Consider the following 16,246-nt stretch of genomic DNA (forward strand, 5'->3'; position numbering starts at 1 on the left):
TTTTACATACCTAGCCATACCAAGCAGCCATACTGAACATACTGGGCATTATTTTCAGTATAGTCCAGCATATCATTGACTAGAGTCATGCTCCTCTACCTTGGCCAACCACGAAACCATCCTTCGACTAGGGTAGCAAGAGCTTTGCGCTCCCGTCGGCAAGCACTCCCCCCACCCCAGTTGCTCCTGGACTGGGAAGGCCGCCATTGCTTTGCAGCACCAGCGCAACCCTAGGCTCGCGCTGCCTCTGATCAGGTCAACCCCGGCAGCAGTTGGTAATGCAACACCTGCGGTGGCCGAGCAAAGTAGGGCTCGAGGAGGGCGCGCCAGCGGACAAAGTTTTCCGATTGGCGGAAGTTAACCAAATGGGCCTCCAGGGATCCCCAGTGTACCAGCAACAGGTATTGCTGAGGGTGCTCTAAACAGCGCTGCAGTTGGTGCTGCCGATAGCCATCGGTCTGTTGTAGGTAGACAAAGGCTTGCGCGATGGCAGCCTCAAAAGCGGCTTCAGAGCCGGGGCTGACTTCAAACTGAGCCACCTCTAGGACAGGCGAAGGGTTCATAGGCTAGGTGTGCAGGCCGCACTCGGTTTTGGCTGTGCCCTTCCAGCGGCCAGAGCGGGGATCCGCTCCCGGCTCCACCGGCGCCGTGCAGTGGATGCAGCCGATGCTGGGATAGTTGCGGTCGTGGAGGGGGTTGTAAGGGATCCCGTGGTCGAGGATGTACTTCCAGACTTGGCCGTTTGTCCAGTCGGCGAGCGGGTTGAGCTTGAGGCGGTTGCGCTTGCCATCCCACTGCACCTTGCCGATATCGGCGCGGGTGGGGGATTGCTCGCGGCGCATTCCCGTAATCCAGGTGGTGCAGTTGGCCAGGGCGCGATTCAGGGGCTCTACCTTGCGGAGGCTGCAGCAGAGGTCAGGGTTGGTGCGGTACAGCTCCGGCTCATATTGCGCCGCCTGCTCTTCGGGGGTGAGCAGCGGTTTGAAGATCTCCAGCTGCAAATGGGGGTAACGGGCCAACACCTGCTGCTGCAGTTGCAGGGTTTCCGGGAAGTGAAAATCGGTATCCAGGAAAAAGGCGCGCACCTGGGGGCGAATGGCCGTGAGCAGATCGATGAGAACCAGATCTTCCGGTCCAAAGCTGCAGGCCAGCACCAGCCCGTCCCCAAACTCCGCAACGGCCCAGGCCAGCAGGTCGCTCGCCGACAAAGGCTCAAATCGCTCGCTCAGAGAAGCTACCTGCGGCTGATACTGCTCTCGTAACGCCTGAGCCGCCAGCTCCCAGTGGCCGGAGGAAGAAAGGGTTGCAGTCATAGGGGGAAGACATCGAATCCAAGGCTCTTTGCCTTTTTAATCTACACTAATTCGGTCAAGGTTTAGGATTTTTGGCTACTGGGCAACGGCGGGCAGGGATCGAGATCCTTTGGCCCGCAGGGGGATTTGTCCCCAGCGATCCCGCCGAACTCCCATGACCAGGCCATGCCAGAGAGGTCTGGGATCCGGCTCCGGCAGGTGAACCCAGTGGTAGCGCAACACCCCTCGCCGTGGGTTGACGTCCAACTCAAACACGCGCAGAGCGGAGACCGGCCCCACCAGAGGCGGCGCTGTCAGGTAGGGGATTCCGTCCTGCACATAGACCTTCGGCACGTGCAGATGTCCACTCAACACTGCCACCACCCGCCCGTGGTCGGCCAAGAGGGTATGCAGAGCTACAGCTTGCTCGCTGCGAAGCCGGTACTTGCGGAACAAAACCGCATCCATTTGGGTGGGGGAGATAAAGGGAGGCTGATGGATGAGCAGGATCAGCCATTCCTCCGGCACCGCTCGTAGATGTTCGCCTAGCCAGCGCAGTTGCGCGGGGCGCAGCACGCCCTGGGGCAGAGGGAACTGGCCCAGGCTGGCATCGAGGGCAATCAAGCGGATCCCAGGCAGGGGGGAAAGGCTGTAATCGACATAGCCTGTGGGGGCAAGGGGCAACGGAAATTGACGTTGGCACCAGCGGATAAATTGCTCCCGGTTGAAGCGCCCCTCCCTCCCCAAGGTGTCGATATCGTGGTTGCCGAGGCTGAGGTAGTAGGGCACCCGCAGTTGGGCGAGGATCTCCTGGAACACCTCAAAGCTCTCCGGATCGGCTTGATCCACCAAATCGCCGGTGAACACCACAAAGTCCAGATCCGGCACTTGGTTGAGATGGGCAACGGCAGCTTCCAACTGGCGGCGGGGGGAATCGGACATCCACCAGCAGCGGCACCCTGTCTCCGGCATTAGGTGAACATCTGAGACTTGGGCAAAGCAAATCCTTTGGGTGGCCATCACCTAGGTACTTATTCACACCTCACGCCCGCATCATAGTCAATAACCGGCTAGAGGGCTATGGGCTTCTCTTAACCTCAGCCAGGATACCCTCACCCCCAGCCCCTCTCCCTTTGGGAGAGGGGAGTTGTGGTTGCTGCGATTTGAAATCGTCACAAATGAGTCTGATTCTTGTTCCGGCGCCGCTGCCGAGCAACTGCTAGGGTATAGCAACACGGATCTTCGACAAAAGGATCCCTCAGTTCAAGCAAGGAGAAAAAATCATGTCTGCTACCACCCTTGTTCGTTGCGCCTGTGACCACTGCAACTGCAGCTTCGAAAGCAGCCAAGGCTATCGCTACGAAGGCCAACTCTACTGCAGCCAAGCCTGTGCCACCCATGACCACGCCCACCCCTCCCCTTGCTGCGTGGCCTCTCACTGCTGTCAATAGCAGGTTGGCAGGGATCGCTCACCCCGGCTTTTGCTTTCCGGGATCCCAAGCTGCTTTTCTCCCTGAGCAGTTTTTGATAGGCTCCCAGGGAGTTTTATTCCTGTCGAGCTTGCATGGAATACCGCTGGGAGCTGCTGCCCACCCCGCCTCAATTTGATCCGGAGCTGAGCCGAGAGTACGGCAAGTATGCGGCCAAGGTGCTGGCTCTGCGGGGGTTGCACAGCCAAGAACAGGCGCGGGCTTTTGTCGATCCTAATCAGTATTCTCCCACGCCAGCGGGATCCCTGCCGGATCTGGAGCGGGCGGTGGCGCGGCTGTTGCAGGCAAGAAAAAGAGGAGAAACCCTCTGCATTTGGGGAGACTTCGACTGCGATGGCGTTACCGCCACCAGCCTCTTGCTCTCGGCGCTACAAACCTTGGGCTTCCGAGTCCAGTTCACTCTACCGCTGCGCAGCACCGAAGGGCATGGCTTGAACCCTCAGCGGCTGCAGCAGGTGCTGGATCAAGGCTGCCAGGTGCTCCTGACGGTGGATTGCGGCATAGGCAATGCTGCCGAGATTGCTCTGGCCCAAGCCCAAGGGGTGGACGTGATCGTGACGGATCACCACGCCCTGCCGGATCCCTTGCCCCCTGCCTATGCGGTGGTCAACCCGCTGCGCCTGCCAGAGGAACACCCGCTGCGCTTTCTGCCGGGGGTGGGGGTGGCCTACAAGCTGGCGGAGGCCCTCTACCAAGCGCTGGGGATCCCTGGTGTAGAAGAGTACCTGGATCTGGTGGCGGTGGGGATCGTGGCCGATGTGGCGGTGTTGCAGCGGGAGTGCCGCTACCTGGTGCAGCGGGGCCTGCCCGTGCTGGCCAACACCCAGCGTCCGGGGCTGCGGGCTCTTTTGGATTGGGTGAGCAACAGCCAATCCTCAGGAACGCCGACAGCCCAGGACATCGCCTTTCGCCTTGCCCCCAAGCTGAACGCCATTGGTCGCTGGGACGATGCCAGCCTAGCGGTGGAGCTGTTGACCACCTCGGATCCGCAGCGGGCCCAGACGCTGGTGGAGCATTTCGTTGCCCTCAATGAGGAGTGTCGGCAACTCACCCAACAGGTTCTGCAAGAGGCCAGCCAACAGGTGGAGAGCTTGGATCTGGCGCGGGAGCGGGCAATTGTTTTGGCCGGAAGCGGCTGGAATCCGGGGGTTTTGGGGATCGCCGCGGCGCGCTTGGCGGAGCAGTACGGTTGCCCGACGGTGTTGATTGCCAAAGACGAGAGGACGGGACGGGGCTATGGTTCGGGCCGCTCGATTCCGGGGGTGAACCTGGTGGAGGCCATCGAGGCTGTGCGTCCCCTCTTGCTGGGGGGAGGCGGCCACCCCATGGCCGCTGGGATCCAAGTGGATCTGTCCTGCCTGGCCGCCGTACAACTGGCTTTGCGGCGGGAGCTGGCCGCGCGGGTCGGCCCGGATCGCCAAGCTCGCGCCTTGGCGGTGGAGATTGTTATCGATTGGGAGCGGTTGGCCTCTCAGGGCCGGGATGGGGTGGCAGAGCTGGACGAGGTGTATCGGCAGTTGCAGCTTCTGCAGCCCTTTGGCCACGGCAACCCCAACCCTGTCGTAGCCTTGATGAACGTTCGCCGCGGCAGCGTCAGGCTGAGGGCTTCCCAGAATGGCCGCCACCTGAAGTTTGAGCTGGGATCCCGTGCCCTCTGGTTTTGGGAAGCCGGCGAAGAGCTGGAGCGGTGGCAAGCATGCCAGGCCTTGGACATCGCCCTGCAGTTGGAAGCCGAGCAGCCCTGGCAGGGCAAAGTGCTGGCGGTGCGCCCCTCTGGCGACTGGCAGGCGCCCACCGTTTCCGCCCCCAGCCTTCGGATCCAGGATTACCGGCAACGCCCCCTGCCGGATTCCCTCCAAGAAGTCTTCCGCTACGATGGGCAGGCCCTTCCTCTCGAGCAAGACTTCCTCCCGTCGGCAAAAACAGCTCTGCTGCTGGCCCGCTGGCCCTGGCTGCCGGCAAATCTAGCCCAACTGCTGCAGCAGGTGCAGCCGCAAACGCTGATCCTGGCCGCTTCTGGTCATCACTGGAAGCGCCTCCCCCACCAAATCGCCCGACTCCAGGAATTGGGGCGGACGGGACAATGGGATCCCCATGTCCTGGCGGCGACAACCGGCTTGCCCTGGCAGTGGCTGGCGGAATTGGAGGGGCCGGAGCAGATCCCAACACGGCTGCTGGGCCGCATTCAAGAATCCCAAGCTTTTCACCGCTGGCTGGACGAAGCCAGCCCCACCCAGATCGCCCAGCTCTGTCAGCGGCTGCTGCGACCGGATCCCCTGCCGGCAGTTGTTTCTCCGAAGTAGAAGACGCCCCCCGGCACCACCATCAGCCAACTTTGGGATTGCGCACTACGCTTAGCCCTGCCGGCTGGAGTTGTGCCTCTTCGGCTCTGTCGGGCAGCGGGCGCAAGGGAGGGCCAAAGCGGCCAACGGCTATGGTGTTGTGCAAAGCCGGGATCCGGCGGATGGATCCCTGGCGTAGGCAGCGGTGCAGGCGGCGCAGCAGGAAGAGGTCAGCCTCGGAGCAATCCTCTTGGAAGACTTTGACGTTAAGTTCGTGTTCCTGAGCAGCGGTAAGCAGACCGGTCATCATGGCAGTTTGAATAATTTGCTGCACAATCGTGCTTTTGATCTCGCTCATGGTGGGTATGCTCTTGGATTGAGACTTTTCGCTGGTTTCATTCTCGGCAAGACCCTCTGAAATGGACTCCGCCGAATGGCGGATTGGATATACGCACTTTGCCGGCTTTTTCGCTGCCCAAGATCCCGGGCCTTTCACGGGTTTATAAGCTTCGACTTTGCTCAGATCCCATGCGGAGAGAAACCTAGGATCGGCGATGCGTTAGACTTTCACGTCTAACTCGAAGCCGGAGCAGCAATTGGATACTTAGGGATCCCATTGATGGGGCAGTGCAAAATTAAACTTGCAAATGGCTTGTCTGAACTTGCTTAACTTGGCCGACATCCTATTTTTTCGAGCCACTGTCTGTAGTAATACGGAAACGAAGAGGCCTTGCAACTACCGACAAATGGCGTAGGCCTGTCCAGACTTTACTTTCTGCAATCCCTGCCAAGGGAGAGCTGGCTCCCCCCTCAGGGGGCAGCGCAGCCGTTCTGTGTTAGTTTGGGGGCGTCCTACTTCTGCGATTGGCTGTGTCGGAAAGCCCCCAAAAAGTCGGCTGTGCCGCCCCTTTGGGCTGCTGTGGATGCGGCTGTCTGGGCCTGCTGGCGGTGCTGGGCTTGGGGCTGGCGGGGGCAGGGATCCTGGTCTGGAATGGGATCCGGGCTTCAGGCGCCTATCGCACCTACCAGTTGGCGGTGGAGCGGCTCGAACAGACTGCGGTGGTGGTGGAGCGGCTGGGGGATCCCCTGCGTCCGGGCTGGCCCTCGCGGCTGCGCTTTCAAGAGGATGAGCAAGCCGGCTGGGCCTGTCTGTCCTTTTTGATCACGGGATCCCGGCGCACCGGCGAGGTGGCTGTGGAGTCGGAGCGGGGGGTGGCCGGCTCAGCCTGGCAGTTGCGCCATCTGCAGGTGAAAGTGGATGGGGATCCACAGGCCATACAGATCCTGAAAGGGGAGGGGGGATCCCGCTGTGAACAAGAGGAGCGGGCTGCAGGGGCAGTGCTGCCGACAGGCGAGATCTGAGTAGTTGGACATGCTTAGCCGCGGGTAAAGTCAAAAGGACTCCGTCCCGCTGACGCGAACGGTTGTGGCCCTGGATCCCTATGCGAACAGTTCCCTATCTGCGCTTGCTGCTGCTGTTGGCGCTGTTGGCCTCGTTCGCGGGCCTGATCGTCTGGCTGATCCAATCGTTTTTGGATCTGTACTACGCCACCCGCTACCACCCGATTTTGGGGGGGCTGTTGATCGGGGTGCTGGTGTTGCTGCTGCTGGTGTTTTTGGCCGCTTCCATCTACTACTTGTTTCTGTTCCGCCCCGCCCCTAAAACCGAGAGGCTTCCCAGGCCAGCTCCCCCGGCAACTCCTGCCGAGAAGTGGGAGGCAGCCCGGCGCAACCTGGCGCAACTAGAAGCTCAGATGGCGCAGATCCAGGATCAGGTGGCGCGGGCGGCGCTGGCGGAACGGTCGGCCCGGCTGGCCCAACAGTTGGCCCAGCCGCAACTGAAGGTGGTGGTTTTCGGCACCGGATCGGCGGGCAAAACCTCGCTGGTGAACGCGCTGCTGGGGCGGCGGGTGGGGGCGGTGGGGGCAACGCTGGGCACCACGCAGGCGGTGGCGGTTTACGATTGGGACCTGCCCGGGATCCCCCACCCGGTGCAGATCGTGGACTGTCCGGGCATTTTGGAGATCGGGCCGGCAGGGGCGATGCGGGAAGAGGAGGCGCAGGCCCAGGCCCAAGCTGCCGATCTGCTGCTGGTGGTGGTGGACGGGGATCTGCGCCGGTCGGAGGTGGATCCCTTGCGTCGGTTGATCGCCCTGGGCAAGCGGGCTCTGCTGGTGCTCAACAAAATCGACCGTTACACCCCCGAAGAACGGCGGCTCCTGCTGCAACGGCTGCGGGAACGGGTTTACCCCTTGATCCAACCGGAAGATGTGCTGCCGGCCGCCGCTGCTCCAGCCCCTGTACAGGTGGGATCCCAAACCTGGCAGCCGGAACCGGAGGTGGCGGCGGTGCGGGATCGCGTCCAGGCGGTGCTCTACGCCGAGGGGGGATCCCTGGCGTTGGACAATGCCCTGCTGCAATCCCAGCAACTGGGCGAAGAGGCCAAGCGGATCATCCAGGCGCAGTTGCGCCGCCAGGCGGAGGAGGTGATCGACCGCTTTCAGTGGATCGTGACCGGCGTGGTCTTTGCCAACCCCATCCCGGCGCTGGATCTGCTGGCCATTGCCGCCATCAACGCCCAGATGGTGGTGGAGCTGGGATCCCTCTACGGCTGCAAGATGAACCTCCAGCAGGGGCGGGAGCTGGCCCTGTCGCTGGCCAAGACCCTGGCCGGCCTGGGGCTGGTGGAGGGGGCGCTCCAACTGACCACCGGGCTCCTGGCCACCGTGGCTGAGGTGAGCGTGGTTGGCTTTTTGGCGACAGCCCCCATCCAGGCGGCCAGCGCCGGCTATCTCACCCGCATTGCCGGCAAAAGCTTCATCGAGTATTTCCAGCGCAACCAAAGCTGGGGGGAAGGGGGGATGCAGGCAGTGGTCAAGGCCCAGGTGGAGAGCGCCCAAAAATCGGGCTGGCTCAAGGAGTTTGTCCGCCAGGCCTCAGAACGGGTTTTTCGCCTGCGCTAGTCCTTGTTGGTGGCCTCGACAGCAATGTCCGTCGGCATGAAGGCCAGCTCCATCTGCGCCACGTAGTCGGCGTAGCTGAGGGCGGGCACATCGTCCCATTCCGCCAGGCCGTGCATCCGCTTCGACCACTCGATAAAGGGGGCAGGGTAGGCGTAGGTCAAGCTGGGATCCGCCAGCACCTCTTTGGGCAGCGGCGGAACCGACTTGAGCACGGCCAGCAACGCCGGCGGTCTGTAAATGACCACGCGGGCGGCTTCGATCTGCTCCGGGGAAACCTTGAACTTGGCAGCGATGAACGAAATTACTTTGGAAAGGGCCATCCCCCACCCTCAACTTGGCCTGTACAGCTAGATCGCCGCAAGGGCAAGCAGTCGACCACGGGAATCCCACCGGGGATCCCTTGCTGCAGATTGTTGTTGCCCGCTATCCTAGTAAAGCCGAAAAATTGGGGAAACAGGTGAGCCGTGGCTAAAAAAAGCATGATCGAGCGGGAGAAAAAGCGCCAACGCTTGGTCGAAAAATACCGGGAGAAGCGCCAACAACTCAAGGCGGCCATGGCCGATCCCAACATCGACCAGGCCACCCGCATGGAGCTGCACGCCCAACTGCAAAAACTCCCTCGGGCCAGCTCGCCCACCCGCCTGCGCAACCGCTGCTGGAAAACCGGGCGTCCCCGGGGTTACTTCCGCGATTTCGGCCTGTGCCGCAACAGCCTGCGGGAAATGGCCCACAGAGGCTTATTGCCAGGTGTGGTCAAGTCTAGCTGGTAGCTACCCGACCTTCGCCGCTTGGTTGAACGGCCAAAACATCCTTTTGAGAGATCGTGAGTGGGCCTGCAACCTTTCCAGCTCTGTGACGAAGATCTCACCCCTGCAGTGGCAAAGGCCCTGGCCGGGGAACCCCACTTGGCCGTGGATACGGAGACGATGGGGTTGATCCCGCAGCGGGACAGGCTCTGCGTGGTGCAAATCGCCAACCCTGCCGGCGAGGTGGTGTTGTTGCGGTTGAGCCGTGGAGTAAAGCAGGCCCCCCTTCTGGCGGGGCTGCTGACGGATCCCAACATTGAAAAGATTTTCCACTACGCCCGCTTTGACCTGGCGATGCTGCGCTATCACCTGGGGATCCGGGCGTGGCCCGTCTTTTGCACCAAAATTGCCAGCAAACTGGCCCGCACCTACACCAGCAAACACAGCCTCAAAGATGTGGTGAGCGAGCTGTGCGGGGTGGAGCTGAATAAAACTGCCCAGAGCTCCGACTGGGGAAACGTCCAGGCCCTCTCGCCGGAGCAGTTGGAGTACGCGGCCAACGATGTTCGTTACTTGATCCCGGTGCGCCACAAGTTGGCGGAGATGTTACGGCGGGAAGAACGCTGGGAGTTGGCGCAGCAGTGTTTCCAACATTTGCCTACTTTGGTAGAGCTGGATCTGTTGGGCTTCAGTAACGTCTTCGAACATCAGTAGGCGGGGCTTTACTTGATAGACAGTCACTGTCTTCGATGACCGGGCCCTCGGGGATCCCACATCTCCTGAAGCTGAACATGGGGGGACCTCACCGGCCCACAAAGTATCTGGCAACACAGCTGGCTGCCCCTCTCTCTGATGTAGTGGGGATGGGGTTGGCCATACCAATCGAGATAAACCGGCCTGCAACCCTCATTGCTCCCGCCATCATCTGTCTGGATCAGGGGGATCAGCCCTCACTTGGGCCACTATGAAAATCATTGGAGTTGAGTCAATGTTGGAGTCGCAGAGGGTAGTTCAAAGTGGGTTATCTTCCCCCGCTGTTTCGGGCAAGCCCGTTCTGGAGTTGCGCCACGTCTCGCTGCAGTACCCCACCAAGGGATCCCCAATCACGATCATCCGCGACGTCAGCTTTTCTGTTGCCCACTCGGAGTTTGTCTCCATTGTTGGGCCGAGCGGCTGTGGCAAGACTTCTCTTTTGAAGATGATGGCCGGCCTGAACACTGACCATGGCGGCACCCTCTACTTTCAGTTGCAGCCCATCGCCGGCCCCCTGAAGAGTGTGGGCATGGCCTTTCAAAACCCGGTGCTGCTGCCCTGGCGCACAACCCTGGAGAACGTGTTGCTGCCGTTGGAGGTGGTAGAGCCCTACAAGCGCACCTTCAAGCAAAACCTGGCCCAGCACGAGAAGTCGGCGCTGGAGCTGCTGGCCACCGTGGGCTTGGAGGGTTTTCAGAAAGCCTATCCTTGGCAGCTTTCTGGGGGAATGCGGCAGCGGGCTTCCCTGTGCCGCGCTTTGATCCATCAGCCGGAGCTGTTGTTGTTGGACGAACCTTTTGCCGCTTTGGATGCCTTTACCCGCGAGGATATGTGGGAAATGTTGCAGCGGCTGTGGCTGCGCACCGGCTGCACCGCCATTTTGATCACTCACGATTTGCGGGAGGCGGTTTTCCTCTCCGATACCATTTATGTGATGGGGCCACGACCGAGCGAGATCATCTTTTCCCTCAAAGTGGATCTGCCCCGTCCACGCCCGCTGGAGATCTGCCTGACGGACGAGTTTCACCGCTTGGTCTCGGAAGTGCGCCAGCACATTCGGCGCAGATATTAGGCCAAAGAGCCCTTGATCCAAAAAATCTGGAAAGGTTTGCTGGACAGGTTACCGCGCATTTCTGCCGAGGGATCCCATGAAAAAATCATTTGACCGATTTTTGCAGACCCAAACGGCTTCTGTGGTCTTGCCCGCTGTCACCATCGTTTTGACCCTTGTGCTCTGGCAGGTGGGGGTGGGGCTGTTCAACGTTCCTCGCTTCATTCTGCCGGCGCCCACCCAGATCCTCGCAGCCATGAACCAGTGGAGCCCGGTGATTCTGCGTCACTCCCTAACCACCCTCACTTCGACGCTGCTGGCCTTTGCGCTGGCTTTGGTGGGGGGGATATTGCTGGGATCGATCATCGGCAGCTCCCGCCTGGCCCATCTGTGTTTGTACCCGCTGCTGGTGGGGTTTAACACCATCCCAAAGGTGGCTTTGGTGCCACTGCTGGCGATTTGGTTTGGCTTGGGCACGATCCCGGCGGTGATCACGGCCTTTTTGCTGGCCTTTTTCCCCATTGCAGTCAATGTGGCGGTGGGGCTGGAGACGGTGGAAGCCGAGATGCGAGATGTGCTGCGCTCGCTGGGGGCCAGCTCTTGGGAGATCTTCACCAAGGTGGGGCTACCCCACAGCATGCCCTACCTGTTTGCCTCGTTGAAAGTGGCCATCTCCTTTGCTTTTGTCGGCTCGGTGATCTCGGAGACGGTGGCTTCCAACCAGGGGCTGGGCTACCTGATCGTGTCGGCCAGTTCTTCTTTTGATGTGCCTTTGGCCTTTGCGGGTTTGGTTGCCCTCGGCATTATGGGCATTTTGCTCTACACCTTTTTTGCGGCTCTGGAGCGCTATGTCCTGTCCTGGCGACAGTAGCATCTCTCCCCAGGGAGCCAACCCCTGCCTGAGCTAGCCCAGGTCTGGAAAGGTGGCTCGCACCGCCGGGTGGATGAGCTTGCCTGCCCTGACGTTTAGCCCTTTGGCCAAGGCTGGGTCTTGTTCCAAAGCAGCGGCCAGGCCAAGGTTGGCCAGCTTGAGGATGTAGGGGAGAGTGGCGTTGACCAGCGCTTGGGTCGAAGTCCAGGGGACAGCCCCCGGCATGTTGGGAACGCCGTAGTGCAACACCCCGTGGGCTTCGTAAACCGGCTGGGCATGGGTGGTAACCCGTGTGGTGGCGATGCACCCCCCCTGATCCACCGCCACATCCACAATGAGGGAGCGAGGACGCATTTGGGCCACCAACTCTTCTCCCACCAAGACCGGCGCCCGCCTTCCCGGCACCAGCACTGCCCCCACCAGCAGGTCGGCCTCGCGAACACACTCTTCCACGCTTTGGGCCGTGCTGTAGAGCAGCTCTACCCGCGAGCCAAAAATCAGCTCCAGCTCGTTCAGCCGCTGCAGGTTAATGTCCAAAATCTGCACCCGCGCCCCCAGGCCAACGGCCATTTTGGCCGCCTCAGTGCCCACGGTTCCCCCGCCCAGGATCACCACCCGCCCCGGCGGCACCCCCGGGATCCCGCCCAGCAGCACGCCTCGCCCCCCCTGCTGGCGAGTCAGGTAGTGGGCGCCCAATTGCACCGACAGCCGCCCGGCAATCATGCTCATGGGCATCAAGAGGGGCAGGGATCCATCGGCCAGCTCCACCGTCTCGTAGGCCAGGCAGGTGGCCCCCGAACGCAGCAGGGCCTGAGTCAGCTCGCGGCTGGCCGCCAGGTGCAAATAGGTAAACAGGATCAGATCCGGGTGGAGCAGGGGATACTCGGCGGGCAGGGGCTCTTTGACCTTCACCACCAACTGCTGCCGGTAGATCTCCTCAGGGGTGGCGGCCAGCTTGGCCCCCGCTTTTTGGTAGTCTTCGTCGCTAAAGCCCGCCCCCTGGCCAGCTTGGGTCTCCACCCACACCTGGTGCCCCTGCTCCGTCAGAGCCCGCACCGCCGCCGGCGTCAGGCCAACGCGAAACTCCTGCTCCTTGATCTCTTTGGGCACACCAATGCGCATAGGGATCCCCATAGGGCTGTCTTCCAGTCTAGACAGACCAGCGCTGGGATGGGATCCCTGGCCGACGGGGGGCGGCAGGAATTGTAAAGTTTTGTGCGCAATCTGTCGGGGCGAGCCGTTGTTAGCTTTCCCCTGGCAACACCAGGCTTTAAGAGGAATCTAGAACTGCTTGCCCAAATTGACCCAAAAACGTGACATAATGCCCTCAAAACAGCGAATTTCCCGACTTGCGCTTATCCGGCGAAGCAGTGTTAATATCTGTTTCGGGAAGTCTCCGTACTCCCTCGCAAACGCACCTTGAAAACCTTATGGATTCAGCCTTTTCCGGGGGTAGGGTTGATCCCTACCTTTTCCCCGCAAGGGGACGGAAACTCTTCATGATGATAGTGAGCACCGGTTTCATTTTGTACCTCGTTGATCCCTACCTTTTCCCCGCAAGGGGACGGAAACCAACTGTATCTGGCACACGCCAGCGGTCCGGTACGTGGTTGATCCCTACCTTTTCCCCGCAAGGGGACGGAAACCACCCAAGCGTCCCGGATGACGTGGTCTGGGACTCGACGTTGATCCCTACCTTTTCCCCGCAAGGGGACGGAAACCACTGGGTGAATTTCCTTTTTAAGGACTTCGATAATGTTGCGTTGATCCCTACCTTTTCCCCGCAAGGGGACGGAAACGCCCCCCAGTCCCTGAGGGGTATGACGGATGGCTAGTTGATCCCTACCTTTTCCCCGCAAGGGGACGGAAACCGGATGCTGTTTGGGTTTACCTCCTTTGGCTTGATGGTTCCATGTTGATCCCTACCTTTTCCCCGCAAGGGGACGGAAACACTTCTGAGAGTTCCTCAGCACCTTTGGCTTGAGCTTGGTGTTGATCGACCTGGCTGCCTCAGTTAGATGGGGTGGTTATGGTCATGTTCCTCAGCACCTTTGGCTTGAGCTTGGTGTTGATCCCTACCTTTTCCCCGCAAGGGGACGGAAACTCCAATTAACCTGGTTCTGCGTGAAGCCGTCCTCCGTTGATCCCTACCTTTTCCCCGCAAGGGGACGGAAACTATAGGGATCCGGTGGATCCCTGGTTAGGTCGGGGGTTGCTCTGCCCAGAAGGGATCCCTAGCGCAGGAAGCGGGCCAACAGCAGCAGGCCGAGGCCGCCGAAGAGGATGTTGAAGCTCCAGGCTGCCGCCCAGGGGGGAAGGGCTCCTGCTTCGCCCAGGCTGCGAGACACACTCAGCACCACGTAGTAGGCAAACACCAACAGGATCCCGAAGACGACACCCCCATAGCGGCCCACCCGCCGCGCAGTGGTGGATCCCAGGGGAAGGGAGATCAAGACGGCAAAAAAGCTGGCCAAGGGCAGGGAAAAGCGCATGTGGAACTCGGTGCGCAGGGGCTGGGTATTGAGGTTGGAGCGGGCCAGGCGGGAGATGCGCTCCGCCAGCTCCGGCAGGCTCAGCTCGTTGGGCGGAACCGGCGGCTGCATCAGGGCGGCCAGATCTTGGGAGACCTCTAGCGGCTTGCGGTCGAAGGGCTCTTCGGCCAGGCTGAGGCCGTCAGGGCCGTAGCGGTGGGTCACCCCTTCGCTGAGGGTCCAGTCCAGGCCATTCCACACCGCCTGGGCCGCCAGGGTCACCTCTGCCAACTGGTACTTGCCCCCCGGCAAGGGATCCACCTGCAAGATGGTGACATCCTGCATGGTGTTCAGCCGCGGATCCACCTGGCGGATGAAAAACCAGAGGTTGTCTTCCGTCCCGCCAACGCGGGCGGTTCTGAAAAAGACGTCGTATTGCACCGGGGTGGTGGCCCGGGCCAGGAGCGCCTGCTGGTCGATCTGGCGGATTTCTCGTTTGCTGGCCGGCAGGAGCACGTTGCTGATCCAAAAAGCGCTCAGGCTCATGAGCAGCCCCACCAGCAACAGGGGACGAAAAATGCGCGTAAACGGGATCCCGGCTGCCCGCATGGCGGTAATCTCGCTGTTGCCGCTCAGCTTGCCCAAGGTGAGCATGGTGGCAAAAAAAGCGGCGATGGGCATGCCCAGCAGCACCATCTCCGGCAGATCCAAAATGAGAAGGCGCAACACCGTCAGGGGCGGCACGGATCCCTCGACCAGCCGCTCGGCCAAGGTAAAGAGCCGGCCTGCCAAAAGCAGCAGGGTTCCCCCAGCTATACCGGCCAGCACCGGCGTGAGCATCTGCCCAAACAGGTAGCGCTCCAGCAGCCAGAACTTGGTGAGCAAGCGGGCCATGTCCAACAATTGAGGGATTGGGGCTATTTCAGGCTAGCTTGAACGGTTCTCCGGCAGGCCCTCACCCCCAGCCCCTCTCCCAGAGGGAGAGGGGAGCTGGGATCAACTCACAAGCTGTTTCATGGCTGTTTGCCATGACCATGGCAGCGCTGGCGTTGAACCCAGGTTTGCCGGCCATTGGCTCTGGATCAAGGCCTCCGGGAGGCCGGCGGCTCGGCAGGAGGGGGTAAGGGCTCGGTTTCGCCGCCGGGATCCAAACGGCTGGCCGAGGAGTTGAGGGGAAGCGGGGGCTCAGGATCCAGCTTGGCTCCCCAGGCGGCCAGGTAGGCTCTTTGTTCGGGGGAAAGGCGACGCACCCGGCGAAAGTCCGCGCCGGCCACGATGGCGCCGGCGTAGGCCCCGCTTTTAAAATCGGGCTTTTTTCCTGGCTGAGCCGGAGAAGCCGTCTGCAGGGATCCCACAAACAAGAGGGCGCGGTAGAGATCGGCGCCGCGCAGGTCGGCATTGCGCAGGTTGGCCCCGCAGAGGTTGGTGTGGCTGAGGTCGCAATCCCGCAGGTTGGCTCTTTCCAGGCTGGCCTCGCTGAAGTCCACCCCCCGCAGCAGGGTGCCATGCAGGTCGGCCCCTTCCAGCATGGTGCCCAGATTCACCACCCGGATCCCGTTGAGGCGATCCCGCTGGTAGCCGCCTTTGCCGTCCAGGATGGGCCGGCCCAGGTGTTCGTCGCGGCGCAGGGGGCTAAGCAAGTTAGCGGTGGAGAGGAAGCGCAGGATCTTGGCTTTGCCAAAGCGATCCACGCCGTTGAGGAGCGCCGCCGTGCGCCCGGCCGCAATGGCCCGCTCCAGGGGCCAGTCGTCCAACTGCCCGTCAGGGGAGAGAACCAGGTTGGAGATGCCCTCGAAGTAGGCGTCGATGGTCTGCTGCTGGGTGATGATGTTCTGCTGGATGGTGAGGTCGCGGGAGATGACGTACTGCCGCCAGGCGATGTAGGCGGCCAGGAGGGCGATCAGGATCTGACCTGTAGCCCCGAACACCTCGCCCAAAGCCCCGATGGCCTCCCAGCTCAGGGATCCCAGGGCCGAGAAGGCTCCACTCCAGACCAATCCTCCCATCACCGCCAAGCCGAGAGCTGCTGCCGCCCACCCCAGGCTGGGCCAGGTGGTCAGCCACTGCCAGAGGTCGCGCCCGATCTGCACCCAGAGCGGCTGCCCCCACCAGCCGGCCAGGCCCAGCCAAGCCAGCACCGCCCCCCAGCCCAGGGCCGGCTGCCCTGCCCACTGGCCCAGCAGCAGCAGCAGGGCTGGGATCCCCAACAACAGCAGGTTGAGCAGGGGGCGCCCAGACGAGAGGGAAGCCAGCGGCAACTCTTGGGAGGAGCCTTCGCGGGCAAGGGCTTCGTCGGTCATGGCAAGGGTATACTCTAGGGGTAGCGT

Annotated in this window: 16 protein-coding genes and 1 CRISPR repeat array; of the genes, 8 read left to right on the top strand and 8 right to left on the bottom strand. The window is 61.5% G+C overall.

Annotation, left to right across the window (positions count from 1 at the left end):
• Positions 1–251: 251 nt before the first annotated feature.
• The 3 genes from ACVWXC_RS10420 to ACVWXC_RS10430 all read right to left on the bottom strand — a co-directional run bounded on the left by ACVWXC_RS10420 (position 252) and on the right by ACVWXC_RS10430 (position 2,312).
• Positions 252–563: an antibiotic biosynthesis monooxygenase family protein gene (locus ACVWXC_RS10420; RefSeq protein WP_099812213.1), complete on the bottom strand. Its 312-nt coding sequence runs from the start codon at positions 561–563 to the stop codon at positions 252–254.
• 3 nt (positions 564–566) lie between these two features.
• A complete protein-coding gene (locus ACVWXC_RS10425) occupies positions 567–1,313 on the bottom strand; it encodes a phosphoadenylyl-sulfate reductase (RefSeq protein WP_011429995.1) in 747 nt (248 codons plus the stop codon).
• A 75-nt stretch (positions 1,314–1,388) separates the two neighbouring features.
• Positions 1,389–2,312: a metallophosphoesterase family protein gene (locus tag ACVWXC_RS10430; protein WP_457392575.1), complete on the bottom strand. Its 924-nt coding sequence runs from the start codon at positions 2,310–2,312 to the stop codon at positions 1,389–1,391.
• 263 nt (positions 2,313–2,575) lie between these two features.
• Here ACVWXC_RS10430 and ACVWXC_RS10435 point away from each other — a divergent pair, with 263 nt between their 5' ends.
• Together ACVWXC_RS10435 and recJ are read left to right on the top strand one after the other, a co-directional pair.
• Positions 2,576–2,743 carry a hypothetical protein gene (locus ACVWXC_RS10435; RefSeq protein ID WP_083759159.1) on the top strand — a complete coding sequence of 56 codons (168 nt, stop codon included), beginning with the start codon at positions 2,576–2,578 and terminating at the stop codon, positions 2,741–2,743.
• Between the two features lie 113 nt (positions 2,744–2,856).
• The gene (recJ, locus tag ACVWXC_RS10440; protein ID WP_457392578.1) at positions 2,857–5,085 is read left to right on the top strand and encodes a single-stranded-DNA-specific exonuclease RecJ; all 2,229 of its coding nucleotides are present in this window, start codon (positions 2,857–2,859) and stop codon (positions 5,083–5,085) included.
• Positions 5,086–5,107: 22 nt separating this feature from the next.
• Here the strand turns inward: recJ and ACVWXC_RS10445 are convergent, their stop codons facing one another.
• A complete protein-coding gene (locus tag ACVWXC_RS10445) occupies positions 5,108–5,422 on the bottom strand; it encodes a hypothetical protein (protein WP_041438224.1) in 315 nt (104 codons plus the stop codon).
• A 512-nt stretch (positions 5,423–5,934) separates the two neighbouring features.
• Here ACVWXC_RS10445 and ACVWXC_RS10450 point away from each other — a divergent pair.
• Together ACVWXC_RS10450 and ACVWXC_RS10455 are read left to right on the top strand one after the other, a co-directional pair.
• Positions 5,935–6,426 carry a cytochrome c oxidase assembly factor Coa1 family protein gene (locus ACVWXC_RS10450; RefSeq protein ID WP_457392581.1) on the top strand — a complete coding sequence of 164 codons (492 nt, stop codon included), beginning with the start codon at positions 5,935–5,937 and terminating at the stop codon, positions 6,424–6,426.
• Positions 6,427–6,506: 80 nt separating this feature from the next.
• On the top strand, positions 6,507–8,027 hold the full coding sequence (locus tag ACVWXC_RS10455; protein ID WP_011429989.1) for a YcjF family protein: 1,521 nt from the start codon (positions 6,507–6,509) through the stop codon (positions 8,025–8,027).
• On the opposite strand, the gene ACVWXC_RS10460 is transcribed toward ACVWXC_RS10455, so the two are convergent.
• Positions 8,024–8,347 (bottom strand): hypothetical protein, encoded by a 324-nt coding sequence (locus tag ACVWXC_RS10460; protein ID WP_011429988.1) that lies wholly within the window; start codon positions 8,345–8,347, stop codon positions 8,024–8,026. The two genes, ACVWXC_RS10455 and ACVWXC_RS10460, sit on opposite strands and share 4 nt — an antisense overlap.
• A 144-nt stretch (positions 8,348–8,491) precedes the next feature.
• Here ACVWXC_RS10460 and rpsN point away from each other — a divergent pair, with 144 nt between their 5' ends.
• The 4 genes from rpsN to ACVWXC_RS10480 all read left to right on the top strand — a co-directional run bounded on the left by rpsN (position 8,492) and on the right by ACVWXC_RS10480 (position 11,448).
• Positions 8,492–8,797: a 30S ribosomal protein S14 gene (gene rpsN / locus ACVWXC_RS10465; RefSeq protein WP_011432985.1), complete on the top strand. Its 306-nt coding sequence runs from the start codon at positions 8,492–8,494 to the stop codon at positions 8,795–8,797.
• A 57-nt stretch (positions 8,798–8,854) separates the two neighbouring features.
• Positions 8,855–9,487 carry a ribonuclease D gene (locus ACVWXC_RS10470; protein ID WP_099812217.1) on the top strand — a complete coding sequence of 211 codons (633 nt, stop codon included), beginning with the start codon at positions 8,855–8,857 and terminating at the stop codon, positions 9,485–9,487.
• Between the two features lie 274 nt (positions 9,488–9,761).
• A complete protein-coding gene (locus ACVWXC_RS10475; protein WP_240527685.1) occupies positions 9,762–10,598 on the top strand; it encodes an ABC transporter ATP-binding protein in 837 nt (278 codons plus the stop codon).
• Positions 10,599–10,674: 76 nt separating this feature from the next.
• Positions 10,675–11,448: an ABC transporter permease gene (locus ACVWXC_RS10480; protein ID WP_099812219.1), complete on the top strand. Its 774-nt coding sequence runs from the start codon at positions 10,675–10,677 to the stop codon at positions 11,446–11,448.
• Between the two features lie 33 nt (positions 11,449–11,481).
• Here ACVWXC_RS10480 and ald read toward each other — a convergent pair whose 3' ends face one another.
• The 3 genes from ald to ACVWXC_RS10495 all read right to left on the bottom strand — a co-directional run bounded on the left by ald (position 11,482) and on the right by ACVWXC_RS10495 (position 16,219).
• Entirely contained in the window at positions 11,482–12,570 is a 1,089-nt protein-coding gene (gene ald, locus ACVWXC_RS10485; protein ID WP_457392619.1) for an alanine dehydrogenase, read from the bottom strand.
• 335 nt (positions 12,571–12,905) lie between these two features.
• Positions 12,906–13,400: direct repeats of the CRISPR family, unit length 37 nt; unit sequence GTTGATCCCTACCTTTTCCCCGCAAGGGGACGGAAAC.
• 282 nt (positions 13,401–13,682) lie between these two features.
• Positions 13,683–14,813 (bottom strand): LptF/LptG family permease, encoded by a 1,131-nt coding sequence (locus ACVWXC_RS10490; RefSeq protein WP_011429983.1) that lies wholly within the window; start codon positions 14,811–14,813, stop codon positions 13,683–13,685.
• Positions 14,814–15,001: 188 nt separating this feature from the next.
• Positions 15,002–16,219 carry a pentapeptide repeat-containing protein gene (locus ACVWXC_RS10495; RefSeq protein ID WP_011429982.1) on the bottom strand — a complete coding sequence of 406 codons (1,218 nt, stop codon included), beginning with the start codon at positions 16,217–16,219 and terminating at the stop codon, positions 15,002–15,004.
• Positions 16,220–16,246 lie beyond the last annotated feature (27 nt).

The sequence above is a fragment of the Thermostichus sp. OS-CIW-20 genome (assembly GCF_054061455.1).

Bases quoted from the DNA above. Each gene is read 5' to 3' on its own strand.
- ACVWXC_RS10420 (WP_099812213.1), bottom strand. From the start codon at position 563: ATGAACCCTTCGCCTGTCCTAGAGGTGGCTCAGTTTGAAGTCAGCCCC.
- ACVWXC_RS10425 (WP_011429995.1), bottom strand. From the start codon at position 1,313: ATGACTGCAACCCTTTCTTCCTCCGGCCACTGGGAGCTGGCGGCTCAG.
- ACVWXC_RS10430 (WP_457392575.1), bottom strand. From the start codon at position 2,312: ATGGCCACCCAAAGGATTTGCTTTGCCCAAGTCTCAGATGTTCACCTA.
- ACVWXC_RS10435 (WP_083759159.1), top strand. From the start codon at position 2,576: ATGTCTGCTACCACCCTTGTTCGTTGCGCCTGTGACCACTGCAACTGC.
- recJ (WP_457392578.1), top strand. From the start codon at position 2,857: ATGGAATACCGCTGGGAGCTGCTGCCCACCCCGCCTCAATTTGATCCG.
- ACVWXC_RS10445 (WP_041438224.1), bottom strand. From the start codon at position 5,422: ATGAGCGAGATCAAAAGCACGATTGTGCAGCAAATTATTCAAACTGCC.
- ACVWXC_RS10455 (WP_011429989.1), top strand. From the start codon at position 6,507: ATGCGAACAGTTCCCTATCTGCGCTTGCTGCTGCTGTTGGCGCTGTTG.
- ACVWXC_RS10460 (WP_011429988.1), bottom strand. From the start codon at position 8,347: ATGGCCCTTTCCAAAGTAATTTCGTTCATCGCTGCCAAGTTCAAGGTT.
- ACVWXC_RS10475 (WP_240527685.1), top strand. From the start codon at position 9,762: ATGTTGGAGTCGCAGAGGGTAGTTCAAAGTGGGTTATCTTCCCCCGCT.
- ACVWXC_RS10480 (WP_099812219.1), top strand. From the start codon at position 10,675: ATGAAAAAATCATTTGACCGATTTTTGCAGACCCAAACGGCTTCTGTG.
- ald (WP_457392619.1), bottom strand. From the start codon at position 12,570: ATGCGCATTGGTGTGCCCAAAGAGATCAAGGAGCAGGAGTTTCGCGTT.
- ACVWXC_RS10490 (WP_011429983.1), bottom strand. From the start codon at position 14,813: ATGGCCCGCTTGCTCACCAAGTTCTGGCTGCTGGAGCGCTACCTGTTT.
- ACVWXC_RS10495 (WP_011429982.1), bottom strand. From the start codon at position 16,219: ATGACCGACGAAGCCCTTGCCCGCGAAGGCTCCTCCCAAGAGTTGCCG.